Origin of the sequence: Brevundimonas sp. GW460-12-10-14-LB2, from assembly GCF_001636925.1 — a bacterium.
Classification (GTDB): Bacteria; Pseudomonadota; Alphaproteobacteria; order Caulobacterales; family Caulobacteraceae; genus Brevundimonas; species Brevundimonas vesicularis.
In genome coordinates this window covers 3129363-3155531 of the sequence record NZ_CP015511.1, presented here as the reverse complement: position 1 = coordinate 3155531, position 26169 = coordinate 3129363, and the positions used below count along the sequence as shown (strand labels likewise).

The 26169-nt window shown below is 66.8% G+C and carries 27 protein-coding genes; 12 read left to right on the top strand and 15 right to left on the bottom strand.

What is annotated here, in order from left to right:
• Positions 1-9 precede the first annotated feature (9 nt).
• Genes A4249_RS15580 through A4249_RS15545 form a run of 8 tightly spaced genes read right to left on the bottom strand, consistent with a single transcriptional unit; the run spans position 10 to position 7930 of the window.
• Positions 10-1047 (bottom strand): protein-glutamate methylesterase/protein-glutamine glutaminase, encoded by a 1038-nt coding sequence (locus A4249_RS15580; protein WP_066554313.1) that lies wholly within the window; start codon positions 1045-1047, stop codon positions 10-12.
• The gene (locus A4249_RS15575; protein ID WP_045811562.1) at positions 1044-1904 is read right to left on the bottom strand and encodes a CheR family methyltransferase; all 861 of its coding nucleotides are present in this window, start codon (positions 1902-1904) and stop codon (positions 1044-1046) included. The genes A4249_RS15580 and A4249_RS15575 overlap by 4 nt, the downstream gene beginning before the upstream one ends.
• The gene (locus A4249_RS15570) at positions 1901-2356 is read right to left on the bottom strand and encodes a chemotaxis protein CheW (protein WP_039246217.1); all 456 of its coding nucleotides are present in this window, start codon (positions 2354-2356) and stop codon (positions 1901-1903) included. Before A4249_RS15570 ends, A4249_RS15575 begins: the two co-directional genes overlap by 4 nt.
• Before the next feature lie 3 nt (positions 2357-2359).
• Complete coding sequence (locus tag A4249_RS15565; protein ID WP_066554311.1) at positions 2360-4609, bottom strand: chemotaxis protein CheA; 2250 nt, start codon at positions 4607-4609, stop codon at positions 2360-2362.
• 29 nt (positions 4610-4638) lie between these two features.
• Positions 4639-5004: a response regulator gene (locus A4249_RS15560; protein WP_039246220.1), complete on the bottom strand. Its 366-nt coding sequence runs from the start codon at positions 5002-5004 to the stop codon at positions 4639-4641.
• Positions 5001-5276: an STAS domain-containing protein gene (locus tag A4249_RS15555; RefSeq protein WP_066554308.1), complete on the bottom strand. Its 276-nt coding sequence runs from the start codon at positions 5274-5276 to the stop codon at positions 5001-5003. The genes A4249_RS15560 and A4249_RS15555 overlap by 4 nt, the downstream gene beginning before the upstream one ends.
• Entirely contained in the window at positions 5276-7207 is a 1932-nt protein-coding gene (locus A4249_RS15550; protein ID WP_066555352.1) for a methyl-accepting chemotaxis protein, read from the bottom strand. Before A4249_RS15550 ends, A4249_RS15555 begins: the two co-directional genes overlap by 1 nt.
• 45 nt (positions 7208-7252) lie before the next feature.
• A complete protein-coding gene (locus A4249_RS15545; protein ID WP_066554305.1) occupies positions 7253-7930 on the bottom strand; it encodes a TorF family putative porin in 678 nt (225 codons plus the stop codon).
• 351 nt (positions 7931-8281) lie between these two features.
• Between A4249_RS15545 and A4249_RS15540 the strand changes: the two genes are divergently transcribed.
• Genes A4249_RS15540 through A4249_RS15525 form a run of 4 tightly spaced genes read left to right on the top strand, consistent with a single transcriptional unit; the run spans position 8282 to position 13083 of the window.
• Positions 8282-9676 carry a two-component system sensor histidine kinase NtrB gene (locus tag A4249_RS15540; protein WP_231868726.1) on the top strand — a complete coding sequence of 465 codons (1395 nt, stop codon included), beginning with the start codon at positions 8282-8284 and terminating at the stop codon, positions 9674-9676.
• Positions 9676-10287 carry a response regulator transcription factor gene (locus A4249_RS15535; RefSeq protein ID WP_066554302.1) on the top strand — a complete coding sequence of 204 codons (612 nt, stop codon included), beginning with the start codon at positions 9676-9678 and terminating at the stop codon, positions 10285-10287. Before A4249_RS15540 ends, A4249_RS15535 begins: the two co-directional genes overlap by 1 nt.
• A gap of 34 nt (positions 10288-10321) precedes the next feature.
• Positions 10322-12811 carry a helicase-related protein gene (locus A4249_RS15530; protein WP_066554296.1) on the top strand — a complete coding sequence of 830 codons (2490 nt, stop codon included), beginning with the start codon at positions 10322-10324 and terminating at the stop codon, positions 12809-12811.
• Positions 12808-13083 (top strand): RNA-binding S4 domain-containing protein, encoded by a 276-nt coding sequence (locus A4249_RS15525; protein WP_066554288.1) that lies wholly within the window; start codon positions 12808-12810, stop codon positions 13081-13083. The genes A4249_RS15530 and A4249_RS15525 overlap by 4 nt, the downstream gene beginning before the upstream one ends.
• Positions 13084-13115: 32 nt before the next feature.
• On the opposite strand, the gene A4249_RS15520 is transcribed toward A4249_RS15525, so the two are convergent.
• Positions 13116-13742, bottom strand: a complete 627-nt coding sequence (locus A4249_RS15520) for a YceI family protein (RefSeq protein ID WP_066554282.1) — start codon at positions 13740-13742, stop codon at positions 13116-13118.
• Between the two features lie 171 nt (positions 13743-13913).
• Between A4249_RS15520 and fdxA the strand changes: the two genes are divergently transcribed.
• Both fdxA and A4249_RS15510 read left to right on the top strand, forming a co-directional pair.
• A complete protein-coding gene (fdxA, locus tag A4249_RS15515) occupies positions 13914-14255 on the top strand; it encodes a ferredoxin FdxA (RefSeq protein WP_017505910.1) in 342 nt (113 codons plus the stop codon).
• Positions 14256-14555: 300 nt separating this feature from the next.
• Positions 14556-15086 (top strand): CarD family transcriptional regulator, encoded by a 531-nt coding sequence (locus A4249_RS15510; RefSeq protein ID WP_055753908.1) that lies wholly within the window; start codon positions 14556-14558, stop codon positions 15084-15086.
• A 73-nt stretch (positions 15087-15159) separates the two neighbouring features.
• Here the strand turns inward: A4249_RS15510 and A4249_RS15505 are convergent, their stop codons facing one another.
• Positions 15160-15639 (bottom strand): DUF3617 domain-containing protein, encoded by a 480-nt coding sequence (locus tag A4249_RS15505; protein ID WP_038294089.1) that lies wholly within the window; start codon positions 15637-15639, stop codon positions 15160-15162.
• Between the two features lie 236 nt (positions 15640-15875).
• Here A4249_RS15505 and rpmB point away from each other — a divergent pair, with 236 nt between their 5' ends.
• Together rpmB and A4249_RS15495 are read left to right on the top strand one after the other, a co-directional pair.
• A complete protein-coding gene (gene rpmB / locus A4249_RS15500; protein WP_066554280.1) occupies positions 15876-16178 on the top strand; it encodes a 50S ribosomal protein L28 in 303 nt (100 codons plus the stop codon).
• A gap of 112 nt (positions 16179-16290) precedes the next feature.
• The gene (locus A4249_RS15495; RefSeq protein ID WP_066554278.1) at positions 16291-18015 is read left to right on the top strand and encodes a M1 family metallopeptidase; all 1725 of its coding nucleotides are present in this window, start codon (positions 16291-16293) and stop codon (positions 18013-18015) included.
• 7 nt (positions 18016-18022) lie between these two features.
• On the opposite strand, the gene A4249_RS15490 is transcribed toward A4249_RS15495, so the two are convergent.
• A complete protein-coding gene (locus tag A4249_RS15490) occupies positions 18023-18799 on the bottom strand; it encodes a transglutaminase-like domain-containing protein (RefSeq protein ID WP_066554277.1) in 777 nt (258 codons plus the stop codon).
• 132 nt (positions 18800-18931) lie between these two features.
• On the opposite strand from A4249_RS15490, the gene A4249_RS15485 reads away from it, so the two are divergent.
• From A4249_RS15485 to A4249_RS15475, 3 genes are read left to right on the top strand one after another with little or no spacing between them, the layout of a single operon-like run.
• On the top strand, positions 18932-19519 hold the full coding sequence (locus A4249_RS15485; protein WP_066554274.1) for a biliverdin-producing heme oxygenase: 588 nt from the start codon (positions 18932-18934) through the stop codon (positions 19517-19519).
• Positions 19516-21690, top strand: a complete 2175-nt coding sequence (locus A4249_RS15480; RefSeq protein ID WP_066554272.1) for a histidine kinase dimerization/phosphoacceptor domain -containing protein — start codon at positions 19516-19518, stop codon at positions 21688-21690. Before A4249_RS15485 ends, A4249_RS15480 begins: the two co-directional genes overlap by 4 nt.
• 57 nt (positions 21691-21747) lie before the next feature.
• On the top strand, positions 21748-22677 hold the full coding sequence (locus A4249_RS15475) for a DMT family transporter (protein WP_066554270.1): 930 nt from the start codon (positions 21748-21750) through the stop codon (positions 22675-22677).
• A gap of 84 nt (positions 22678-22761) precedes the next feature.
• Here A4249_RS15475 and A4249_RS15470 read toward each other — a convergent pair whose 3' ends face one another.
• Both A4249_RS15470 and A4249_RS15465 read right to left on the bottom strand, forming a co-directional pair.
• Positions 22762-22965 carry a cold-shock protein gene (locus A4249_RS15470; RefSeq protein ID WP_017505920.1) on the bottom strand — a complete coding sequence of 68 codons (204 nt, stop codon included), beginning with the start codon at positions 22963-22965 and terminating at the stop codon, positions 22762-22764.
• Positions 22966-23161: 196 nt separating this feature from the next.
• On the bottom strand, positions 23162-23923 hold the full coding sequence (locus A4249_RS15465; RefSeq protein ID WP_066554267.1) for an extensin-like domain-containing protein: 762 nt from the start codon (positions 23921-23923) through the stop codon (positions 23162-23164).
• Between the two features lie 102 nt (positions 23924-24025).
• Here A4249_RS15465 and ppk2 point away from each other — a divergent pair, with 102 nt between their 5' ends.
• Positions 24026-24775 carry a polyphosphate kinase 2 gene (ppk2, locus tag A4249_RS15460; RefSeq protein ID WP_066554264.1) on the top strand — a complete coding sequence of 250 codons (750 nt, stop codon included), beginning with the start codon at positions 24026-24028 and terminating at the stop codon, positions 24773-24775.
• A 6-nt stretch (positions 24776-24781) separates the two neighbouring features.
• Here ppk2 and A4249_RS15455 read toward each other — a convergent pair whose 3' ends face one another.
• The gene (locus tag A4249_RS15455; RefSeq protein WP_066554261.1) at positions 24782-25165 is read right to left on the bottom strand and encodes a Rieske (2Fe-2S) protein; all 384 of its coding nucleotides are present in this window, start codon (positions 25163-25165) and stop codon (positions 24782-24784) included.
• Positions 25158-26156 carry an NAD(P)H-dependent glycerol-3-phosphate dehydrogenase gene (locus A4249_RS15450; protein WP_066554259.1) on the bottom strand — a complete coding sequence of 333 codons (999 nt, stop codon included), beginning with the start codon at positions 26154-26156 and terminating at the stop codon, positions 25158-25160. Before A4249_RS15450 ends, A4249_RS15455 begins: the two co-directional genes overlap by 8 nt.
• Positions 26157-26169 lie beyond the last annotated feature (13 nt).

Here is a 26169-nt window from a genome sequence, read left to right as displayed (position 1 = left end):
CGCTCCCGATTAGGCGACAGACCGCGCGGCCGGATCGGCGCACAGTTCGAGAATGGCGGGGGACAGGCGGTGCAACGGCAACTGCCGCTCCACGGCGCCGATTTCATAGGCGGCCTTGGGCATGCCGTAGACGACGCAGGTCGCCTCGTCCTGGCCCAGGGTGCGGCCGCCGGCCTGGCGCATGGTCAGCAGGCCCTTGGCGCCGTCACGGCCCATGCCGGTCAGGATGACGCCGGTCATCGGACGCTTCAGCCGGGCGACGGATTCGAACATCACATCGACCGACGGACGGTGGCCGTTGACGGGATCACTGGCGATCAGGCGGCACCGGGGTGTCAGGCCGCCGGACACCTCAAGATGGGTTGCGCCGCCGGGGGCCAGATAGATGTGGCCCGGCTTCAGCGGGGCGCCGTCCACCGCCTCAGTCACGGTCGGGGCGCAGACACGGTCCAGGCGGGCGGCGAAGCTGGCGGTGAAGGTCGCCGGCATATGCTGGGTGATGACGGTCGCCGGGCAATCCAGCGGGAAGCCGCTGAGCACCGTCAGCAGGGCCTCGACCCCGCCGGTGGACGAACCGATGGCGAGAATCTGATTGGGATCGGCGTGATAGGCGCGCGGCGCCTCGGCGGCGGCGGGCGTGTCGCCGCGGGCGCGCACGCGCGAACGGGCGGCGGTCTTCACCTTGCCGATCAGGTCGTGGAAGGCGTCGACGCTGGCGATCGCCGGTTTGGCCACCGCGTCCACCGCGCCGATTTCCAGCGCGGCCAGGGTCACGTCCGTGCCCGCCGCCGTCAGGGTCGAGACCATGACCACCGGCATGGGCCGCAGCCGCATGATCTTTTCCAGAAACTCCAAGCCGTTCATGTTGGGCATTTCGACGTCGAGCGTAATGACGTCGGGGTTCAGGGCCTTGATCGCGGCGCGGGCCTCGATGGGATCGGCGGCGGTGCCGACGACCTCGATCTCAGGATCTGACTTCAGGGCGGCCGAGATCAGCCCGCGCATGGTCAGGCTGTCATCGACGACGAGGACGCGGACGGGGCTCATGCGCCACCCAGACGATAGGTGGTCAGGCCGGCGGTCTGAAGCTGGCTGGTCGCCGGGCCGGAGACGCGTTCGGAGTGGCCGATGTAGAGGGTCGCGCCGGGGTTCATCAGCGGGGTGAAGCGCTTCCACACCCGCTCCTGGGTGGCGTCGTCGAAGTAGATGACGACGTTGCGGCAGAAGATGACGTCGAACTTGCCCTTCATCGGCCAGTCGCCGATCAGGTTCAGTTCCTTGAAGCTGACCAGGCGCTTCAGCTGCGCGCCTGCGACCCACTGGCCGCGATCGGCACGGTCGAAATATTTGCGCCACAGGGTGACGGGCGCGGGCTCCAGCGCCTCTTCGGAATAGACGCCGTCATGGCCCTGGGCGACCATGTTGGGATCGATGTCGGTGGCCAGGATACGCACATCCAGCTCGGCCGCTTCGGGCAGGGCCTGAAGCACGGTCAGGGCCATCGAATAGGGCTCCTGCCCATTCGAGCAGGCCGCCGACCACAGACGGACCCGGCCGCCGGCGCGGGCGCGCGCCGCAAGTTCAGGCATGACCCGGTCGCGCAGGTCGTCGAAATGGTGCGGCTCGCGATAGAAGCGGGTGACGTTGGTGGTCAGGGCCGCCGTCATCTTCTGACGCTCGTCCACGCCGTCCACGCCCTCGACGAGGGCGCAGTAGTCGCGGAAGCTGGTCAGACCCAAGGTGCGCAGGCGCTTGGCCAGGCGCGAATACACGAGCGCGGCCTTGCCCTCGTTCAGGGCGATGCCCGCGTGGGCGTGCAGCATCTGGGCGATGTGGCGGAAATCCTCGGCGGTGAAGACGAACTCGCCCTCGACGATGGATCCCCGGCCGGCGGCGGCGGTCATGCGGCTTCGGCCTCGACTTGCGGCAGGATGTAATCCAGTTCGATCAGGCTGATCATGCGGCCGTCGATCGAGAAGATGCCCTTGACGAAGGTCTTGACCTGATCGCTGGCGACGTCGGGCGTCGGCTGGACCGAGGCCTCGCTCATCTGCAGGATGTCGGACACGGCGTCGACCAGCAGGCCGACCATGCGGCCGCCAATGTGGGCCACCATGATGACGTGGCGCGCCGTCGGTTCCGAGGTCGTCAGGCCGAAGCGCGCGCCTAGATCGATGATCGGCAGGACCGTGCCGCGCAGGTTGATGACGCCCTTCATGTATCCCGGCGAACGGGGCAGAGGCGTCGCCGGCGTCCAGCCGCGGATTTCGCGCACCGACATGATGTCGACGCAGAATTCCTGACTGCCGATGCGGAAGGCGATCAGTTCACGCTGGAGATCTTTGGCTTCGGTCATGGTTCAGCTCGCGAGCTTGAAGTCGGGACGGACGGATTTGCGGCGCATGTCGGTGACCAGCACGTCGACATCCAGGATCAGGGCCACGCGCCCGTCGCCCAGGATGGTGGCGGCGGCGACGCCCTCGACCTGCTGGTAGTTGGTTTCCAGGCTCTTGATGACCACTTGGCGCTGGCCCTGGATGGCGTCGAACAGCAGGGCCGCCTGCTGACCGCCTTCGGTTTCGACGACCACGGCGACGCCTTCGGTCGGGTTCATCGGCTGTTCGCGGAAGCCCATGATCAGGGCCACGTCGATCAGCGGCAGGAAGCGATCGCGGAAGCGGATGACGGGATCCACGCCGCCGACGAAATGCAGGTCGATGGCTTGCGGAGTCAGGCTCTCGACGATGGCCGGCAGCGGCGCGATCAGCGTCTGTTCGGCGGCGGCGACGACCATGCCGTCCAGCACCGCCAGCGTCAGCGGCAGGCTGAGGGTGAAGGTCGAGCCCTTGCCCGGAACCGAGCTGATGGAGATGCGTCCGCCCAAGGCCTGGATCGAGCGTTTGACCACGTCCATGCCCACGCCCCGGCCCGAAATGTCGGACACGACGGCGGCGGTGGAGAAGCCCGGCGCGAAGATCAGATTGTCGATCTGCTCGTCGGTCAGCGGCGCGTCGGCGGCGATCAGACCCTTGTCGACGGCGATCTTCTTGACCCGTTCGCGGTTGATGCCGCGGCCGTCGTCGGAGATTTCGATGACGATCCGACCCGAGCGGTGCAGGGCCGCGAGACGCACCGCGCCCTCGGCCGGCTTGCCGGCGGCGACACGCTCCTCGGGCGTTTCCAGTCCATGGTCGATGGCGTTGCGCAGCATGTGGGTGATCGGCTCGGCCAGGCGTTCGACCACGGTCTTGTCGACCTCGGTATCCTCGCCGGCCGTGACCAGGCGAACCTGTTTGGAGACCATGTCGGCGACTTCGCGGACCAGGCGCGGCATACGCTGGAACACCGACTTCACCGGCTGGGCGCGGATGGCCATGACGCTGTCCTGGATCTCGCGGGTCAGCAGCTCCAGATCTTCGAGGCCCAGCGCGATGCCGGACGACCGGGCAAGGCCGCTTTCCAGGACGCGCTGCGACAGCATGGCCTGCTGGATGACGAGTTCGCCGACGACGTTGATCAGGCGATCCACGCGGTCCAGATCGACACGGATCGTCACCGGCGCGGGCGCGACAGGGGCGGAAGCCGGCGCGGGCGTCGCCGCCACGGGTGCGGCGACAGGGGCAGCCGCCGGCTCTACGGCAGGTGCAGCCGCGATCGGGGCCGGCGCGGGCTCCAACTCCAGGGGAGCGAAGGGCACGACCTCGGCCGCCGGCTCGGCGGCGGCGCCAGCGGCCTTGGCCAGCAGGGCGGCGATGTCCAGATCGTCGCTGGCGGGCAGGACGGCGGCCGGTTCGTCGTCGAACGCGACGATGTCGGTTGCGCCGCCGGCGCCCAGGGGCGTGATGGTCAGATCGCAGTCGCTTTCGACAAAGTCGAAGACCTCGCGCACGGCCGCCTCGTCGACGGCGGCGGCCAGATCGACCGTCCAGGTCAGGCAGCCGTCCTCGATCGACAGCGCGTCCAGCGTCGGCGTCTCGCTGTCGTCCACGACGACCGTGACCGGGCCGAGGCGGCCCAGTTCGCGCAGCAGCAGGCTGGTCTCGTTGGCGTTGACGTACATCCGGCCCATCGGCTTGAACACGATGCGCCAGCCGACCGACGGGGCGTCGGCGCCCAGGTCGGCGATGGGCAGGGGCGCAGGCTCGTCCAGCGCCATGTCGAAGGCCATGGGGGTGAAGCCGAAGTCATCTTCGTCTTCCTCGACCTCGACCGGCGCCTCGCCGCCGTGGGTCAGGACCTGCATTTCGGCGACCAGGGCGGCGGACCGCGCCTCGTCCACCGGCGGGATCAGACCCTGGGCGGCCTGGATATGATCGGCCAGCACGTCGGAGGCGCGCAGCAGGGTCTTGATGGTGATGGCGTCGCACGGCTTACGGCCCGCGCGCAGTTCGTCCATCAGGGTCTCGAAGACGTGGGCGAACCGAACCAGGGCCTCCAGGCCAAAGGCCCCTGCCCCGCCCTTGACCGAATGGACGGCGCGGAAGACGGCGTTGATCGTCTCCAGGTCGGTCTGACCCTGTTCAAGCAGCATCAGCTTGGCTTCCAGGTCCGCGAGCAGTTCGTCGCATTCCTGGAAGAAGGTGGCTTTGATGGCTTCGAAGGCGTCCATTAGGTCGGGGTCCGGCGGGCTTCAGGCGATCAGGCGGCGACGCGGCGGACGGCGTCCACCAGCTTTGCGGGGTCGAACGGCTTGACGATCCAGCCGGTGGCGCCGGCGGCGCGGGCGCGGGCCTTCTTCTCGACGTCGCTCTCGGTCGTCAGCACCAGCACAGGGGTCGTGCGGTGGTTCGGATCGGCGCGGACGCCCTCGATGACGCCGAAGCCGTCCATGCGCGGCATGTTGATGTCGGTGATGATGACGTCGGCGCCCTTGGACGCCAAGGTCTCCAGACCGTCCACGCCGTCCACTGCCTGGATCACGGTGTAGCCCGCGTCTTCCAGCGCCATCAGCAGCATGTCGCGCATGGTGCGTGAATCGTCGATCGTCAGAACGGTCTTGGTCATGCCAACGCCCCCTCGGTGTTGAAGTCCGGCGCGCCGTAGGCCGCCCATTGTTCCGTCCAATATTGGGACACAGACCCTAAACTTAGGTTGACGCCGTCTGCCGCCCACGTCTTTCGCGCCGACAGCAGGATTTGCAGGCACAGGCCGCCCAGACGCTGAACTGCAGAGGCGTCCAGGACCACCGGATGACTGCGCAGGGCCAGCAGTTCAGCCTTCAGAGGCTCGGCCGCATTCAGGTCCAGCACGTCGGACAGGATCACGGTTTCGGTCATCAGAATTCCTCCCAACCGTCTTCGGCGGCGGTGACTTGAGGCCTGGGCGCAGCGCCGCCCCGGCCGATGGTTTTCAGCGCAGCGACCATGTGACTGGAGCGAGGAGCGGGCTTGGCGACGGGCACAGGCGTGCGAACCGGCGTGGGCGCAGCGGCGCGCGGCGACGAGGCCCCGACGCGGAACTGGGCGACCGAGGCTTGCAGGCTTTCCGCCTCCTGGGCCAGCGAATGGCTGGCGGCGGTCGATTGCTCGACCATGGCCGCGTTCTGCTGGGTGACCTGGTCCATCTGGTTCACGGCGGTGTTGACCTGGGCCAGACCGACGGCCTGTTCCTGGGCCGAGGCCGCGATTTCTGTGACTAGGCTGTCGATCTCGGCGACCCGGTCCACGATCCGTTGCAGGGCCTCGCCGGTCTCGCCGACCAGTTTGACGCCCGAGCCGACCTGCCCCGTCGAGGCCGAGATCAGGGTCTTGATCTCCTTGGCGGCCTCGGCCGAACGCTGGGCCAGGGCGCGCACTTCGGAGGCGACCACCGCGAAGCCGCGACCGGCCTCGCCGGCACGCGCGGCCTCGACGCCGGCGTTCAGGGCCAGAAGGTTGGTCTGGAAGGCGATCTCGTCGATGACGCCGATGATCTGATTGATCTGGGTGGACGAGCCTTCGATGGCGGTCATGGCCTGGACGGCGTCGCGGACGATGATGCCGCTCTTCTCGGCGTCGCCGCGCGCGGCCTGAACCACGTCGGAGGCTTGACGGGCGCCCGAGGCGGTCTTGTTCACCGTGGCGGTGATTTCATCCAGGGCCGCAGCCGTTTCCTCCAGCGAGGCGGCCTGCTGTTCGGTGCGGCGCGACAGGTCGTCGGCCGCCTGCGAAATCTCGCCGGCGCCCGAGCGGATGCCCGAGACATTGTTGACTACGACCGAGACGGCCTGCTGCAGCTGGGAGATGGCGGCGTTGAAGTCGGCCTTCAGCTGCGCGGTCTTGGGGTTGAAGTCGATCTCGATCCGGTAGGTCAGGTCGCCGTTCGACATGGCGGAAAGACCCTGGCCCAAGGCGCCGATGGCCTGGGCGTCCTCGGCGGCCTCACGCGCCTTCTCGGCCTCGCGTTCAGCGCGTTCCTGCTCGCTCATGGACCGGTTGGCGATCGCCTCCTGTTCGACGCGGACCTTTTCGATCGCGGCGTCGCGGAAGGCCACGATGGCCTGACCCATCTTGCCGAACTCATCCTTGCGCTCGGCGCTGGCGACCTTGATGTCGGTATCGCCGGCCATCAGTTTTTGCATATAGCCGATCATCGTGAAGATCGGGCGCACGATGGAGCGCGTCGCGACGAAGCCGGCGATGACGGCGATCACCAAGGCCGAGATCAGTCCCACGATCGTGGCGATCAGCGCGGTGCGGCTGGCGGCGGCCTGAGCTTCGGTCGAGGCCTTGCGCGCCAATTCGTTGGCGCTCTTGATCTGGTCGATCGTGTCTTCGACCGGTGCGACGTAGTTGTCGGCCGTTCCGTTGCGCCCGACCATTTGCACGGCCTGGGACGCGCGACCGTCGCGCACCATCGCGGAACCGGCTTCGACGACGTTCTTGTACCAGGTCGCATTGGCCTCGACCGCCTTGTCGATCAGGGCGGCGCGATCGGCCGGCAGTTCGCCGCGCAACTCGTCCATGGCCGCCCGAAACTTGGCGCGGTGCGCATCGACGCGCTCGATATAGTAGGGATCCTGAGACAGGAGGTAGCCGCGGAAGGCGTTCTCCTGGCGCGTCATGTAGAACTCGGCCGTCGCCGTGGTGCGGTTGGCCTGGTTCTCCACCGTGCGAACCTCGCCGGCCTTCTCTAACTGAAGCAGGCTGGTGACGACGACGACGCCCATGACGGCGATCGCCGCCAGAACGAGACCAAAGGCCGCGAACAGCTTGCGGCCGACAGACATATTCTCAATCAACTTCAACTCAGCATCCCCCGGTGGATAAGTAACTCAGAACGAATAGGTGGCGGCGGCGACGAGGCGGCCTTCATAGGGCTCGCCTGCGCTGTGGCGGTCGGTGTCGTACCAGCGCAGATCGACGGCAAAGGCGTCGGTCAGCTTCTGTTTGGCGCCGACGTTCCAGGCGTTGTAGTCGACGCCGCCGTCCGCCATGCGGTTGGCGACGGCGGCCGAAATCTTTGTCTTGGCGGCGACGGAGACCGTGCCTTGAAGCTCCAGCCACCAGGCCTCTTTCGTCGCCGCGAAGCCGTCGGGCGAATAGTTGACGCGCAGGCGCGTCGCCACGGGGCCCAGCTTGCGTGAAGCGTCCGCCTGATATTCCCAGTAGTTTTTGTCTACGCCGGCGCGCGACCCTGGCAGGTCGCGATTCATGACCCCCAGATCCAAGGTGAAACCGCCCGCCTTGGGTCGCCAACCGACCATGCTGACGATCTCCATGTCGTAGCCTTGAGATCCGGCGGCGTCAGAGACGAAGACGCTGGCGTAGCCTTCGCCGAAGCCGGCTTCCGCCTTGGCGAAAGGCGCAACGTCCTGATTGCTCTTGCCCAGCCCTTTGCCGACATACTGGCTGGCGACACCGACATCGAGGCCGAACGATTGGGCCTGGGAGGTGATCGGCGCTGCGAGGCCTACTGCCGCGACAACAAAGAAGGCTGACGAACGAAACATGATGATCCCTGAAGCTTCTGCATTCTGAAGCCCAAGGATGAGGCGATGATTAATATTAAATCTGAACCGGACCGTATGTAGGATTGCGTAACCCATAAGATGTGTCGACCAGCGTCCAAGCCGCGGCATCGTAGGGGGTGCGGGTCACTCCAAACCGAATTTGAGCGACTACGTATGTTCACGTAGTCGAAATGAGCCTATACGAAAGTTGTCAGAAAAGCGGCGAGGCCCGGCAGCCCAAGTTCTGTCGAGTTTTCGCATCCCAACTCATACTCCGGTGAAATATATCCAGCAGCCTAGGAACAGCACGAGGACATGATTTTCAGGTCCAGGACATGGTGGAGCGGGGTCTTGATCGCGTGTCTGGCTGTTCTTGTGGCGACGCTGGTTCGCAGCGCGCTCGAACCGTTTGGAAACTTCTATTATCTGCCGCTGGTCCCGGCGGTGATTGTTACGGCTCTGCTGGCGCAAAGGGGCGCGGTCGTGCTGGCGATCCTGTTGGCCATCGGGGCCAACCTGTGGCTGGTGCATCGCGAAAGCGTGCTGGATGCGGCGACCAACGCCGCGCTTTTCGCGGTCATCGCCTGGGTCATCGCCGAGGTCTGTCGTCGGCTGATCGACTCGTTGGAACAGGCCCGCGCCCTGACGCGCGATCTGGCGCTGCGCGAGATGCTGCTCGACACCATCGTGGCCACGACGCCGATCGTGACCCTGGACCGTGAAGGACGCACGCGCCGCGTGACCCCAGCCGCCGCCGATCTTCTGCGTGTGGATCGAGAGGCGGCGATGGCGCAGCCTTTCGGATCGCTGCTGCCCGGCTTCGACGACGCGGCCCTGGCGAAGGCTCGCCGAGGCGGCGAGGTGCTGAGCCCGTCCTCCGGCCCCTGGACGAGCGGGAATATAGACACGCCGGGGTCGCCGCTGACGCTTCACGCCAACGTGCTCCCGGACGACATCGCCCCCGAACACATCGTCCTGACGCTGGGCGATCAAAGCCAGGCCGAGACAATCCGCAAGGGCGAGCGCGACCTGAACGACAAGCTCAGCAGCGTCTGGCGTTTGAACTCGATGGGCGAAATGGCCGCGACCCTGGCCCACGAACTGAACCAGCCGCTGACCGCCGCCACCGTTTATCTACATGCCGGCCAAGCCGAACTGACACGGCTGGGGACGGTCGCGGAAGGGCCGGCCAGGACCATCGACTTGGCCAAGACCCAGTTGCTGCGCGCCGGCGACATCATTCGGCGCATGCGCGAACAGGTCGCCACAGGTTCGCGGTCCTTCACCGAAGAGCGCGCCTCGCTGATCGTCCTGGACCTGGCGCCGGTCTTCGCCCTGACGGGACAGGACACCGACACGACGATCGCTCTGGATGTGGAAGAAGACGACGATCAGGTTCTGGCCGACCGCATTCAAATTCAGCAGGCGCTGGCCAATCTGGTGCGCAACGCCGTGGACGCCGTCATCGGACGCGAGGGCGCGCGCGTGACGGTGACCGGCCGGACGCTGGGCGCGGACGGCTATGAGATCGCGGTGTGCGACAATGGCGACGGCATCCCCGAAGACAGAATCGACAGCATCTTTCATCCGATGGCGACGACTAAGGCCGGCGGCATGGGTCTGGGGCTGTCGGTCACGCGTTCAATCGTCGAAAGCCACGGCGCGACCCTGGTCGTCAGCCGGAATTCTCAGGGTGGAGCGACCTTTTCGTTTCGTTTGCCGCGTCCCACGGAGTCCGAAATCTGATGAGCCCGCACTCCGTTTTCATCATCGACGACGACCCCGCCATGCGTGACGCCTTGGTGCTGATGCTGCGAGGAGCGGGTTTCCGGGCGCGCAGTTTCGTCAGCGCCGACGACTTCCTGGTCAATCTGCCTGCAGACAAGAGCGCCTGCGTCATCACCGATGTGAGGATGCCGGGGCTTCAGGGTTCTGAACTCGTTGGGCGTCTCAAGAGCCTGCGCGGCGACACTTGGCCGGTGATCGTCATCACGGGTCATGGGGAGGTGACGCTGGCGGTTCAGTTGATGAAGGCGGGCGTCGTGGATTTCGTCGAAAAGCCGTTCGATCCGCAGCGAATGCTGGACGCGGTTTCCAGCTGTCTGGCCTCCCTGACCAGTCTTGAGGCCGAGCGGATCGCGCGAGAGGACGCCAAGGCCCGACTGGACACCCTGACCCCGCGCGAGCGTCAGGTGTTCGACGCCCTGATCGACGGCTGCTCCAACAAGGAGATCGCGCAAAGGCTGGAGATCAGCCCGCGCACGGTGGAAATCTTTCGCGCCAAGGTGATGACGAAAATGCAGGCCGCGAACCTGTCCACCCTGGTTCGGATCGGAATGCGCGCCGGCGACGCTTGAGCCGGACGAGATTCGTCGCCACCTTAGTCGCGATATGAGCGACCGGTCCGCAGGCCTCGCCCCGTCCCGCGTGACTGCGGTCCTGGGGCCCACCAACACAGGCAAGACCCATCTGGCGGTCGAGCGGATGCTGGGTCACGCCTCGGGCATGATCGGGCTGCCGCTGCGCCTGCTGGCGCGCGAGATCTATGAGCGGATCGTCAAACAGCGCGGCGCGGCGGCTGTGGCCCTGATCACCGGCGAGGAAAAGATCGTCCCGCCGCGCCCGCACTATTTCGTCTGCACCGTCGAGGCCATGCCGCTGGAGCGATCGGTCGAGTTCCTGGCCATCGACGAAATCCAGCTGGTCGCCGATCCCGAACGCGGCCACGTCTTCACGCAGCGGCTGCTGCATGCGCGCGGCCGGTTCGAGACGATGTTCCTGGGCGCCGGAACCATGGAGCCGCTGATCCGCCGCCTGGTCCCGGACGCTGAGATCGTGACGCGCGACCGGTTGTCCACCCTGTCCTATGCGGGCTCCAAGAAGCTGACCCGCCTGCCCCGCCGTAGCGCCATCGTCGCCTTCTCGACCGATCGGGTCTACGCCATCGCCGAACTGATCCGGCGTCAGCGCGGAGGCGCGGCCGTGGTGATGGGCAGTCTGTCCCCCCGCACCCGCAATGCGCAGGTGGCCCTGTATCAGTCGGGCGAGGTCGATTTCCTGGTCGCCACCGACGCCATCGGCATGGGGCTGAACATGGATGTGGACCATGTCGCCTTCGCTGGGCTGAGAAAGTTCGACGGGCGGCGCACCCGTTGGCTTTACGCCCATGAGATCGGCCAGATCGCCGGGCGGGCGGGCCGGCATCTGCGCGACGGCACCTTCGGCGTCACGGCCGAGGCCGAGGATCTGGACCCCGATCTGGTCGAACAGGTGGTCGAGCATCGGTTCGATCCGATCGAGGCGGCGGAATGGAGAAACGCCCGGCTGGATTTCGACACCCTGCCCGATCTGCTGCGCTCGCTGACGGTGACGCCCCAGCGTTCGGGGCTGAGCCTGACGGCGGAGGCGCTGGACGAGACCCTGCTGCGTCGCCTGATCAAAGACGAGGAAATCGCGCGCGTGGGGCGCTCGCGCGGGGCGGTCATGCGTCTGTGGGAGGCGTGCCAGTTGCCGGACTTCCAGAAGACGACGCTGGATGAACACGCCCGGCTGGCCAAGGACGTCTTCCACGCCCTGACCGGCAAGCGCGGCCGGCTGACCGACGACTGGATGGCGCCGCGCTTCGCCTCCGTGGATCGTGACGACGGTCAGATCGACCAGCTGTCGGCGCGGCTGTCGGCGGTGCGCACCCTGTCCTACATCGCCAACCGGCCGGACTGGGTTCACAACGCGCAAGGCTGGCGCGACAAGACCCGCGCGCTGGAAGATCGGCTGTCCGACGTACTGCACGAACGGCTGACCGCCCGGTTCGTGGATCGCCGCACCACCGCCCTGATGCGGGCGCTGAACGTGCGCGAAGACACGTTTGCAGGCGTCGCCGATGACGGCGAGGTCACGGTCGAGGGACAGGTCGTCGGCCAGCTGGAGGGCGTGCGGTTCCAGATGGAGAAGGGCTCGTCGGCCCTGGAAGACCGCACCCTGCGCCAGGCCGCCGTGAGGGCGGTGACGCCCGAGATCAATCGACGGCTGGGACGTCTGGCCGCCGAGACCGACGACGGTTTCTCGATCACGCCGGACGGGGCGGTGCTGTGGCGCGGCGTGCTGACGGCGCAGATCAATGCGACGCCGCAGGGGGTCGATCCCTTTACCCCCTCCGTGCGTCTGCTTGGCGATCTGGGGCCGACGCCCGCCCGCGAGCGCGCCCAGCGCCGGATCGAGGCGTGGCTGGCGGCGGAAGCGGGACGTGCGCTGCGCGATCTGCGACGGCTGCGTCAGGCGGTGGAGTCGGGGACATTGAAGGGCCTTCCGCGCGGCATCGCCTTTCGCCTGATCGAGGCCGGCGGCGTGATCGACCGGCGCGAGGTCGAGCGCGATTTAGCCGCGCTCAGTCAGGTCGAGCGCCGCACGCTGCGCAGTTTCGCCATCCGCATCGGGGCGCATTCGGTGTGGCTGCCCGGCCTTCAAAAGCCGCGCGCCCGCCATTTCGCCCAGGCCTTCGTCTCCGCGCCGCTGATCCCGGCGACGCCCGATCTGATCCCCGCGCCGGTGGAGCCGCCCTCGGCGCGTCTGTTGTCCGCACACGGATTACGATTGGCAGGACGCTGGCTGGCGCCGGTCGAGACGCTGGAGAAGATGGCCGAGTTGCGGGCCGCCAATCACGGTCGGCTGTCCGACGAGGCCCTGACCGATCTGGGCTGGCGCGCCGATCAGGCGAAACAGATCATCGCCGCCCTGAAGGTGGAACGCGCCCGCCTGCCCGACAAGCCGGGCGCAGCGCCGATGATCGTCAAGGACTCGCCCTTCGCGGCGCTGGCCGTGCTGACCGAAGCGCCGCCTGCGCGACCCAAGCGTCGTCGGCCGCGTCGAAAGGCGAAGGCTTGAACGAGAACGCCTGTCGCATCGACATCTGGCTGTGGCGCGCGCGGTTCGTGAAGACGCGTAGCCTGGCGGCCGGTCTGGTGGAGCGGGGGGCGGTGCGGCTGACGCATCAGGGGCGCGAGACGCGGCTCGACAAGCCCAGCCGGTGCGTTCACGTCGGCGACCTGTTGACCTTCGCCCAGAACGGACGCGTCACCAGCCTGAAGGTCGAACGGCTGGGCGAAAGGCGCGGGCCTGTCGAAGAGGCCCGCGCCCTGTACTCGCTTACGGTCTAAACGGCCTCAAGTCGCGCGCAGCGCGGCAGGCCCTACTTCTGAATGACGAACTCGCCTTCGATGTGCAGCTTCACCTCGTCGGAGACGGCCGGCAGGGCGTAGTTGATGCCGAAGTCCGAGCGTTTGATGGTCGCTTCGCCGTCGAAGCCGGCCTTGTATGCGCCCATGACGGTTCCGGCGCCGTTGAACTCGACCTCGATGGTGACGGGCTTGGTCACGCCCTTCAGGGTCAGATCGCCGACCACGGTCGCCTCGTTGGTGTCATCGGCGTCGACCGTGACCGAGCGCGAGACGAAGGTCGCAGTCGGATATTGGGCGGTGTCGAAGAAGTCGGCGGTCTGCAGGTGGGCCTTCAGACGGTCGTCGTTGGGCGCCACGTCGGTCAGCGGGATGGTCGCGGTCAGGGTCGAGGCCGAGGGGTTGGCCGGGTCCAGCTTCAGCACCGCCTTCACGTTCACGAACTGGCCCGTATAGGTCGACAGGCCGAAGTGATTGACCGACCAGGTGATCTTGCCGTGGCTGGATTCCAGATCGTAGGTCCCGGCGGTGACTTCGGCAGGGTTCTTGGTCAGGGCGGCCTGAGCCACGACCGCGCCGCCTGCGACCAGGCTGACGGCGGCCGCGCCGGCGACGGCGTATTTCGTAAAGGGGGTGCGCATGGGGATTTCCTGTCGACGGGGCGGATATGCAATCAATACAGTTGCGATTAGGCGCCGTTCTGTCAAGGCGCTGCGAATGGCTCTCGCCTTAAGCCGCGCTGTTGACAGTTGGTTGCGTGGCCGCCATGTCGCAGGCCTCCCGCCCACAGACCGACACCCGTTTTTCGCCCAATGACCTACATCGTCACCGACGCCTGCGTGAAATGTAAGTTCATGGACTGCGTCGAGGTGTGTCCGGTGGACTGCTTCTACGAGGGCGAGAACTTTCTGGTGATCGCGCCTGACGAATGCATCGACTGCGGCGTGTGCGAACCGGAATGCCCAGTCGACGCCATCGTGCCGGACACCGAGGACGAGCCGGACGGCAAATGGCTTCAGGTCAATGCCGAATACGCCAAGGTCTGGCCCAACATCACCGTCAAGGGCACGCCCCCCGCCGACCGCGAGCAGTACGAGCGCGAAACCGGCAAATACGAGAAATACTTCAGCCCCAAGCCGGGCAAGGGTTCCTGATTCAAGGACTGGCGGCGCTCAAGCCTTGCCGTATTTGCACGTCCGCCCTGTGGACGTTTTGAAATTCCGCAGATTTGTGATAGGTTCTGTTTCATTGGATCGGGCGGTCCGCTAAATCTTCGCGCCGCCCGTGTTTGCGACAGAATCCCGCCCTAGACGGGATCGGCCAGAGGTTTGGTGATCCGTTTCCGCTTTTGACGCCCAACATCATCCCCTCCGACGGAGCGTTCCGGCGGATGAGATCCTGTTTGCGTTTCCTGCGCCTTCGTTTCGCCCGGCCCTGACCGGGAAAGGACGATTATGACGAGCAAGACTGGTCTGGAGTTCAAGGTTGGCGACGCGGTCGTCTATCCGGCGCACGGCGTCGGCAAAGTGGCGGCGATCGAGACCCAGGAAGTCGCGGGCATGTCGCTGGAGGTCTATGTCGTGACCTTCGACCACGAGAAGATGACCCTGCGCGTCCCGACCAAGAAGGCCGTCACGGCCGGCCTGCGTTCGCTGGCCGCCGACGACGTCGTGACGAAGGCCCTGACCACCCTGAAGGGCCGCGCGCGCATCAAGCGCACCATGTGGTCGCGTCGCGCCCAGGAATACGAAGCCAAGATCAACTCGGGCGACCTGATCTCCATCGCCGAAGTGGTTCGCGATCTGCACCGCGCCGACACCCAGCCGGAACAGTCCTATTCGGAGCGCCAGCTCTATGAATCGGCCCTGGACCGCATGGCGCGCGAAGTCGCCGCCGCCAACAAGATCGACAAGGACGCCGCCGTCGAGCTGCTCGCCAAGTCGCTCAGCGCCAAAAAGCCGATCCCAACCGCCGAAGCCGCCTAAGCTTCGAGTTTCGGACAAAAGAAAAGGCCCCGGAGCAATCCGGGGCCTTTTTTGATGAATCGCCGAGCCGGGATCAGAAATATTCGGCGTTGGCCGGGCATTGGGCGCTGATGCGGCGCGCCGTGATGCTGGCGGGGATATAGGGGGTGCCGCGCACGATCTGGGCACCGCCGCGGAAGCTGAAGCTGGTTTCCGTGTAGGTCCCATTCAGGCGAACAGCGATGCGACGGCCCTTGCGGTCCTGGCAGGTTCCCTCGAAGCGGGCATTGCCGTTGCCGACCACGCGGGTCGGATAGGTGCAGCGCCACTTGTTGGTCGACAGGCCGCCGAAGAATCGGTTGATCTCGCTGGGCCGCACGCACTTCTGCTCGGTGTCGCGCTGGCCCACCGCGCTGGTAGTGTATTCCCAATAGCCGGGCAGGACTTCGGACTGAGCCGCAGTCTGGGCCGGGGCGATGGCGGGCGAGGCCAGCATGAAGCCGCCGGCCATCACCGGGGCCAGGACGGCGAGCGCGCGCTTGGGCAGGCGATCGATCAAGGACGGACGGGACATGGAAGCCTTCTGTTCTGCTTGGGTCTCTTTTGAGGTCGTCATCATATGGGCCATACAGGGCGGCATTTGAATGACGGCTGAACGAGGCGTGGGGACGATGCGTCCAGACTCGGCTTGACGCCGAACCGCCTCTTCCCTTATACGGCCCCCTCTCGCGCGGGCTGGTTCCCGCGCGCAACTGTTTCATGCGTCCTCTCCCACGCTCGGGCTGGACGCCGCACCTTAAGGATCTGACGATGTCGCGTCGTTGCGAACTCACCGGTATCGGCCCCATGGTCGGCCACAACGTGAGCCACTCGAACATCAAGACCAAGCGCCGCTTCCTGCCGTCGCTGAAGACGGTCAAGGTCACGTCGGAAGCCCTGGGCCAGACGTTCAGCCTGCGCATCTCGAACGCCGCGCTGCGCACCCTGGACTACAAGGGCGGCCTGGACGTCTTCATCGTCAAGGCCCGCGACGAGCAGCTGTCGGTCGCCGCCCAGCGCATCAAGCGCCAGGTTCGCGCCAAGCTGGCCGAGCAAGCCGCCGCCGCCGCCTGATCGGCGTTCGCGATATAGAGTTCTGGAAGAGGCCGGTGGAAACGCCGGCCTTTTTCTTTGCGCGTCATCCGGGCCGCGCTAAGCCTTTTGCATCAGTCGAAAGGGACGTTCGATGCGCATCACGGTTCTGCTCGCCACTGCGAGCCTTCTGGCCCTGACCGCCTGCGCCACCGCCCCGGCCTCGACCGCCGCGACGACGCGCGAATCGACCCCCTACACCCTGGCCACCGATCAGCCTCTGACGGCCGAGCAGCAGGCGATGCGGTTCGACAAGGCCGATCTGACGATCAAGGTCATTCCCGCCGACAAGACCATCGAGGCCGTCGCCGTGCTGGATTTCACCGCCAAGGCGCCGCTGGAGGCCCTGGTCGTCGATCTGGATACGCTGCTGAGGATTTCGTCGGTCCAGATCGACGGGGTCGAGGTCGCCGTCGATCGCTGGTCCAACCCCGAAGGCCGGCTGACGGTGCAGTTGCCCCAGACCCTGGCGGCCGGACAATCCGTGGCCCTGCGTGTCGCCTACGCCAGTCAGCCGCGCGTCGCGCCGCGCGCGCCCTGGGACGGCGGCTTCGTCTGGTCCACCGCGCCGTCGGGCGAACCGTGGATCGCCACGGCGGTTCAGGGCGAGGGCTGCGACATCTTCTGGCCTTGCATCGACAGCCCGCACGGCGAGCCGGGCCGGGTCGATCTGCACATCACCGTGCCCTCCGCCCTGTCGGCGCCGTCCAATGGCCGCTTCCTGGGCAAGGTCGATCACGGCGACGGCTGGACCACCTGGAACTGGACCGCCAAGTCGCCCAACACCTATGCCATCGCCCTGAACGTCGGCCCCTATGAGGAGGTCGCGGGCGAGTACCGCAGCCGTTTCGGCAACACGATCCCGATGGCCTACTGGCATCTGAAGTCCGATACGCCTGAACAGGTCCAGGGCCTGTTCGCCCAGTTCCCCAGGATGCTGGACTTCTTCGAAGCCACCGTCGGCCCCTTCCCCTTCGGCGACGAGAAGATGGGGGTGGTCGAGACCCCGCACCTGGGCATGGAGCACCAGACGATCAACGCCTATGGCAATGGCTACAAGATCGACGGGCGGGGCTATGACTGGCTGTTGCAGCACGAATTCGCCCACGAATGGTTCGGCAACCAGCTGACCAATCAGAACGCCGACGACATGTGGCTGCACGAGGGGTTGGGCAGCTACATGCAGCCGCTCTACGCACGCTGGCTGCTGGGCGACCGCTATATGCAGCGCGAACTGGCCAATCAGCGCGAGGGTCTGGTTAACAAATATCCCGTCGTTTCAGGCACGCCCAAGACCGAAGACGAGGTCTACAAGGGCGATGTCGGGCCGGGTCTCGACATCTACAACAAGGGTTCTCTGATCAGCCATTCGCTGCGGATGCTGATCGGCGACGCCGCCTTTCACGAGTCGATCACCCGGCTGGTCTATGGTCGACCCGATCCCCGACCGGGCAATTTCGCGCCGCTGTATCGATCCACCGGCGACTTCCTGACGATCGTCAACGACGTCACAGGCCAGGACTATGGCTGGTTCTTCCGCAGTTATCTCTACAACGCCGCCCTGCCGGTGCTGAAGGAAACGCGCGAGGGCGGGGTGCTGCGGCTGGAATGGACCACCGGCGACGGCGGGGCGTTCCCCATGCCGCTGGAGGTCGAGATCGACGGCGCGGTCCAGGTCGTGGCGATGACGGGCGGACGGGGGCAGATCGCGGTTCCTGTGGGGACCCATGTGCTGATCGACCCGCAGAACAAGGTGCTGCGCCAGATGGACGTGATCGACGAACTTCAGGCCTACAAGGCGGCGCAGAAGGCGAAGTAGCGGCGGGTCAGGCCCCCGCCACCGTCACCGACTGACGCACCATCTGGCAGCGTTCCTGGGTCGTCAGGAAGGCGATGTCCGCCGCGTCCCGCCCGCAGGCGATCCGCACCAGACCTTCGACCGGCGCCAGGCCCGTGGCGTCGACCAGCCACCAGCCGTTGTCCAACCAGACCTCGAAGATGGCGTGGAAGTCGGGCGGGCTGAGGTCGAACGCAAACGCGCTGACTGCCCGCGCGGGAATGCCCGAGGCCCGACACAGGGTCATGCCCAGGTGGGTGAAGTCGCGGCACACGCCGGCCCGGTCGATGAAGGTGCGCGCCGCTGTGGTTTCGGTGTCCGACACGCCGTGCTCATAATCGACGTTCTCGGTGATCCAGTTCAGGATCGCCAGCACACGCGCCCCGCCCGCCGTGTCGCCGAACTCGCGCGTCACGAAGCGGCCGAACTGATCCGACGGGCAATAGCGGCTGGGCTGGAGATAGGGCAGGACCTCGGCAGGCAGTTCGCCCCAGTCATGTTGGGACACGCTGGGCGGCAGGCCCTTCAGCACGCCGTTTTCGACCACCGCCTCATAGGTCAGCTTGACCTCGCCCTCGACATGGCAACGCAGGGTGCGGGCGCCGAAGTCGACGTCCTCGTCCTCATGGAAATCGACCGGCGGGTCGAAGGTCAGGGTCTCTTCCAGAATGTCCTGGCCCGGCCAGTGCGCGACCTGGATCTTGTAGATGGCGTCCGTCGGCGGATCGAAACGATAGACGAGTTCGGCGCGGACGCGCAGTTTCATGAAAATCTGCCGATCAAAGGGAGATGAGAAGGTTGCTGGTGAACGCCACGCGGTCTGGGCCGTTCCGTGGTGGTCCGCGCCTTCTGGCCTGTGCAAATCGACAAGACAAGACAGTGTGTTAATCTGAGCCCCATGATCGCTTCCCCTGCCCTTCTCGCTCTTCGGGAAGCCACCGCCTCAGCCCACGAAACCCTGGAAGTCCAGGCCCGGATCGAGCCGCGTCTGTCGGACCACGCCACGCGGGCGGCGACCGTGGCGGCGTTTTACCGCTTCCATGCCGGACTGGAGCCGCTCAGTCATCCGCTGGCGGCGGCGTTGAACGCCGAACTGGACGCCAGCTTTGAACCGCGATCACGCGCGAACGGGATCGCCCAGGACCTGACGATACTGGGCCAGCGCGTTCCTCCCCCCGCGCGTCCGGCTGCGCCCGCCTCGGCCGGCGAAGCCCTGGGCTGGGTCTATGTGGCCGAAGGGTCGATGCTGGGCGGTCGGATCATTCGACGCCGGCTGGCCGCCGAGGGTCGCGATCTGGACGGCCTCGGCTTTCTGGATCCTTATGGCGAAGAGACCGGCGCACGCTGGCGAGCCTTCATGGATTTGCTGGACCGGGCCTGCGTTAGCGGCCACGTCACGATCGATCAGGTGGTGAAGGGCGGCATCGACGGTTTCGCCTTCGCCCACCGCACCTTGCAACCCCAGCCGCAGGAGGCCGCGGCATGACCGAGACGCTCGACCTGGCCGACGCCGCGCTGAACGAGTGCGATCGCGAGCCGATCCACATTCCTCAATCGATCCAACCGCACGGCTTCATGCTGGTGCTGGATCTGCAATCCCTGACCATCCGCCAGGGGGCGGGCGCGATCGAGGAGTTGACGGGCCGCAAGGTCTGGATCGATCGCACAGTCGCCGACGTGTTGGGCGATGTCGCCGACCGGGCCGTGCGCGCCATGGCCGCACATCAGGAGGCCGGCTTCGCCTGTCGCTGGCGCGCGACCAATCGTCTGGAATACGACGTTGTGGCGCATCGTGCGCCGGGAACGACTTCCGGCACGATCAACGATCTGATGATCATCGAGGTCGAGCAGAGCTCGCAGCAGGCCCGCCTCGGCGTCGATCTGATCGCCAACCTGGATGCCGCCGGCGCCGCGCTGGAACGGGCGGTGACGATCCAGACGGTGTGCGAGCGGGCGGCGGACGCCTTCCGACGCCTGACCGGTTTCGACCGGGTGATGATCTATCGCTTCCAGGACGACGAGGCGGGTCAGGTCGTGGCCGAAAGTCGCGCCGATGGATCCGGCTCCTTCCTGAATCACCATTTCCCCGCCACCGACATCCCGCAACAGGCCCGCGCCCTTTATCTGCGCAACCCCGTGCGTGTCATTCCCGACAGCCGCTATACGCCCCAGCCTCTTCGCCCCATCGCGCCCGGCGAGGCGCCGCTGGACATGAGCGACAGCGGCCTGCGCTCTGTCTCACCGATCCATCTGCAATATCTGCGCAACATGGACGTTCGGGCCTCCGCGTCCGTGTCGATCATCGTCGATGACGCCCTGTGGGGGCTGGTGGCCTGCCACAACGCCTCGCCTAAACTGCTGCCCTATGAGCTGCGCGTGGGCTGCACGGCCCTGGCGCGTAATCTGGCGCGACAGCTGAAGTCCAAGACCGACGCCGACCTGTACCGCGAGCGCACGCGCCTGCGTCGGATGGAGGACGAACTGCTTTCGCGGCTGTCGCCAGACCGGCCGATGCGAGAGGCGCTGGCCGAAAAGGCCGACGCCCTGATGCAGCTGACCAGCGCGGACGGTCTGGCCATCGTCAGAGACGGCGATATCGAGACCTTTGGACATACACCGCCCGAAGACGGCGTACGCGCCATCGCCGCCTGGGCTGCTGGACGGCCGGGCCTGCGCCCCGTCTCGTCGCACAACCTGGCCTCGGTTCTGCCGGCCGCCGAGGCCTGGAAGACGCACGCCAGCGGCCTGCTGGCGGTGACCCTGCCTCTGGATCAGCCGGTCTCGCTGCTGTGGTTCCGCTCGGAGGTGCTGGAAACGGTGCGTTGGGCCGGCAATCCCTCAACAGCGGAGAAGACTGGCCCCAACGCCATTCTGACGCCCCGCGCCTCGTTCGAAAGCTGGTCGGACACCGTCTCGGGCCGCGCGCACCGCTGGGGCCCCGCCGCCGTCGAGTCCGCCGCTCGGCTGAGGGACGCTCTGGCCGACTACGCCGCAGTCCATCAGATCCGACGGCTGAACCGATCGCTGCAGGACCGCCTTTCCGAGCGCGACTTGCGGCTGGAGCAGCAGCAGTATCTGATCCGCGAGGTGAACCACCGGGTTCAGAACAGCCTGACGCTGGTGTCCAGCTTCCTGGGCCTTCAGGCGCGAGAACAGGCGGGCGGCTCGGCCGCGACCGCGCTGAACGAGGCGCGACGTCGCGTGCGCGCCGTCTCTGCGGTCCACAGTCGGCTGTATCTGAGCGATCAGGTCACGACCATCGACATGAGCCGCTATATCGGCGAGCTGATCGGCGATCTGGGCTCCAGCATGGGGCCCGATTGGGCCGCCGCCATCGAAACCGATCTGGACCCGGTCTGCATCGAGCCAGGGCGCGCCATCACCATCGGCCTGATCCTGACGGAACTGATCATCAACGCCCAGAAATACGCCTATGGCGGCAAGCCGGGTCCGCTGCGGATCGCCTTCCAGGAAGACGGCGCCTTCTTCCGCATGACGGTGGAGGACGAGGGCGCCGGCGGGCATCTGGCCGGTAAGGGGTTCGGCTCGATGATGATCAAGAGCCTGGTCGGTCAGCTGGACGGGACGATCGACTATCGCGACCGCGCGCCGGGCCTCAGCGTCGCGTTGCGGTCGCGGATCGACCCGCTCGTTTAAGGGGCGGCCTGACGGCGCCTGTGGCGTCAGGTCGCAGGGCGCCGTAAGAGCCGGCCCATGTCCGCCCTGGCCTTTCGTCCTTCCTCGCGCGCCTTTGCGCTGATCGTTCTGCTGATCGCGGCCAGCGTGCTGGGCCTGGCGCCCATTCTGGTGCGATTGACCGAGACGGGGCCGGCGGCCGCGGGGTTCTGGCGGTTCCTGTTCGCCCTGCCCCTGCTGACGATCCTGGCGTCGCGCGAACCGGGCGGCGTCGGCGTGCCATCGAAATGGGCGCTGCTGGCGGGCCTGTTCTTCGCCCTGGACCTCAGCTTCTGGCACTACGGCATCGTCATGACCTCGGTCGCGAACGCGACGGTGCTGTGCAACCTGACGCCGGTTGTCGTGACCCTGTTCGGCTGGTTTGTGCTGAAGGAGCGGCCGCACCGGCTGTTCATCCTGGCCCTGGCCTTGGCCATGGGCGGCGCCTTCGCCATGGCGGCGGGCTCAGACGGCGGACAAGGGACCAATCCGATGCTGGGCGACCTGTTCTCCCTGTCGGTGGCGGTCTGGTACTCGGGCTATTTTCTGGCGGTACAGGCGGCGCGGCGCACGGCCGGGGCGATGCGGGTGACCTTCTGGGCGACCCTGCTGGGCGCGCCCCTGCTTTTGATCGTCGCCCTGGCGCTGGGCGAGGACGTCATCCCCGCCGGACCGGCGGGCTGGGCCGCCTGCGTGGGCATGGGCGTGATGCACGTCTTCGGACAAGGCGGCGTGGCCTGGGCGCTGGGCAAGCTGCCGGCCTCGGTCACCGCCGTGACCATCCTGATCCAGCCGGTCGTCGCGGGCCTGCTGGGCTGGTGGATCTTCGGAGAAACCCTGACGCCGGTTCAGGCCCTGGGCGGCGCCCTGGTGCTAGGCGCAATCGTCCTAGCGCAGCGGTCCCAACGCACCAAGACCGTCCAAGCCGCCGAGACCAAGCCGCAGGACGCATCAAACGGGCTCAAGTAGCGCGAGGCGCGGTAGCCCGAAAAAACAAAACGGGCGCGGGAGAAACTCCCGCGCCCGCCTCTAAGCCTTGAAGGCTGGATCGACTTAAAGGACCTTGAGGTCGATCGCCGAAGTCTTGCCGCGCTGGTTTTCCAGCTCGTATTCGACCTTGGCGTTCTCATCGAGGCCCTGAAGTCCGGCCTTTTGAACGGCGGTGACGTGAACGAACACGTCGGAGCCGCCGCTATCGGGCTGGATGAAGCCGTAGCCCTTGGTGGGGTTGAACCACTTGACCGTGCCGGTCGCCATGTCTGCGTCTCCGTAAACGCGCTTTTCCAGGCGGATCCCCCTCGAGGTGACCCGACAATCCATCTGGACAGCTCGTTCAGGCGAAGGAGCGAAACGCGGGTTTGGACCCCACGCGAAATCCGGACTGCAGCGATGTTGTCACCCGGCTTTTCCAGACGGTCAACAGCAAAGCGATTCGCACCGGACGCATTCAGGCTTAACGACAGAGGCCCCGCGCAGCCCCGTCGATGTGGAGATGGTTGGCGTGGGCGGCGTTGTAGTCGGGGGTCAACACCGTCGAGAACAGCTGGCAGGCCCCGTCGCGCAAGGCGTGCAGGAAGCGGCCGCCCGGCTCGCCTGCGGGCCCATCGCCGCGCCAATCGTTCAGAACGCTGACGGTCCGACCGTCCTTCAAGGTCACCGCTGCGACATCCAGCGCATTGGCCTTGGCATGTTCGCTGGGCCGCTCGGCCTCGTCCTGCGAGCCGTAGATGCGGCGGCATGAATAGGTGCCGTAGTTCTCCACCCGCGCGGGCGCCGAGCCCAGAATGTCACGCGAGGCCGGGCGCAGCACCTGTCGATCCCAGATGACGTAGCGGACCGCCAGCGGGCACTGCATGACGACATCGGCCGGCGCCAGCGGCGTCACCTCGCCGCCCGTGATCCGCACCGCCCCGCGCACCACGCAGAAGCCGCCATCGTCGCGGTCCGGCGCGCGTTCGACCTGAACGCCCGCATTGCGCAGCGCCTGCATACAGGCCTCGGTCGCGCCCTCGACAGCCTCGGGGGTGGCGGCGGTCGGCACATCGAAGGCGGCGACCTTTGCGGTGGTCGCGCGCCCGAGCGGACGATCCAGATCCAGCGGCTTCCACGGCAGGTCCTGGGGCGGGGCGAAAACGTTCAGCAAGGCAAAGCCGGCGCAGACCAGCAGCGCCAGCTCCCACACCAGATTCCACATGTCCGCCAGATCGCGCTTCATTCGGCCCCTCGCAGGCCGGACGGGCCCGGCGCCTTAACGCCCAGCTTCGCAGTCGGCTCCCTTGCCCTTGCTCTCTGCCAGCCCTCGGCCCACTCTCTCGCCATGGGAAAGAAATCCGACGCCTATGACGCCGAGCTGGAGCAGATCCAGCTGGCCATCGTCCAGACCCAGGCCTGGAGCATCGAGCATGGCTCGCGCGTGGTCATCGTGCTGGAGGGGCGCGACACCGCCGGCAAGGACGGCGCGATCAAGCGCCTGACCGAACATATGTCGCCGCGCCAGACCCGCGTCATCGCCCTGCCCAAACCCAGCGACCGCGAGACCAGCCAGTGGTATTTCCAGCGCTATGTCCCGCACCTTCCGGCGGCGGGTGAGACTGTGATCTTCAACCGGTCCTGGTACAATCGCGCCGGGGTCGAGCCGGTCATGGGTTATTGCACGCCCGAGCAGTACGCCCAGTTCATGACCGACGCCCCGCGCTTCGAACGGATGCTCACCGACGACGGGATCATCCTGATCAAGATCTGGCTGGACATCTCGCGCAAGGAGCAGGCCAAGCGGCTGAAGGAACGCCGCGAGGATCCCTTGAAGAAGTTCAAACTGTCGTCGCTGGACGCCGAGGCCGAGGCGCGGTTCGACGCCTATTCCGATGCTCGCGACCGGATGCTGGGCGAGACCGACCGCGATTATGCGCCCTGGACCGTCGTCGCCACCGACGACAAGAAAACGGCGCGCCTGAACATCGGCCGCTACATCCTGTCGGTGCTGAGCCACACCAGCATCGACATCAGGAAGCCGGATCCCGACGTTGTGTTCAGCGCCGGAAAAGCGAAGGGCAAACTGGCGCGCTGAAGCGCGTCAGGCCGTTCTGACGATCCCGCCAGAGGCCGCCACCGGCCAGGGCGTCAGCCGCCCGCCCGCGCAGGGACCGCCCTTGCATTCCCCGGTCAGCGGCTCGAACACCGCCCCGTGCCAGCCGCACAGGATCAGCGCGCCGTCCGGCGTCAGATAGCGGTCGATCTCCATCGCGATCGGAAAGCCGGCGTGCGGGCAGCGATCGACCCAGCCCGCGACCTGACCGTCCTTCCTGACCACGAAGCCGTGGAAGAAGGCCTCGCCGATCTGCAGCACGAAGCCGCGCGAGCCGGGATCGGCGATGTCGCTCTCGGCGCACAGCGCCACGCCGGGCGGCGTCTTCCAGACCCTTTTGCGCTCGGCCGGCGCCTCGGCCGCTTCAGACACGTTCGGCCTTCAGCGGGCGCGACAGCAGGCCGTCGATCAGACCATCGACATCGATCTCGCCAGCCAGCAGGGCCGCGACGCCTTCCGAGATCGGGACTTCCACGCCCAGACGCGCGGCCAGTTCGCGAACCGCCGGCGCGCTCTCATAGCCTTCGGCCACCGATCGTTTGCCGGCCAGGGCCTGTTCGACCGTCTGGCCCTGACCCAGGGCCAGACCCAGGCTCATGTTGCGCGACTGGGGGCTGGAACAGGTCAGAACCAGGTCGCCCAAGCCGCACAGGCCCGCCACCGTCTCCGCCTGCCCGCCCATCGCGACAGCAAGACGGGTCATTTCCGCAAAGCCGCGCGTGATCAGGGCGGCGTGGGCGCTGCGGCCCAACTGGCGCCCCTCGGAGATGCCGCAGGCGATGGCCAGGACGTTCTTCAGCGCGCCACCCGCCTCGGCGCCCACCAGATCGGTCGCCAGATAAGGTCGGAAGCCCGGCGCCGACAGGGTGTTCAGCAAGGCCTCGCCCAGCCCCTGATCGGCGCAGGCCAGGGTCACGGCGGTCGGCAGGCCGCGCGACACCTCGCCCGCGAAACTGGGACCGGACAGGACGGCGGCGGGGGCGTCCGGCAGGGTCTCGGCCAGCACCTCGGTCATCAGCTTCATCGTGCCGCGCTCGACGCCCTTGGAGCACAGCACCACCGGCACGCCGGCGCGATAGTGGGGCGCAAAGGCCGTCAGCGTCGCGCGCATGTGCTGGGCCGGCGGCACGGCCAGGATCACGTCGCAGTCGGCCAGATCGGCCAGATCGGCGGTGAATTTCAGGTCGTCGGCCAGAGGCACACCAGGCAGATACAGGTCGTTGGCCCGCGTCGCCCGCAGCGTCTCGACCAACTGCTGTTCGCGCGCCTGCAAGGTCGTGTCCAGACCGGCCCGAACGCACACCTGCGCCAGAGCCGTGCCCCAGGCGCCCGCGCCGATGACCCCTGCCGTGCGGAATTCCATACGCCCTCCCGAG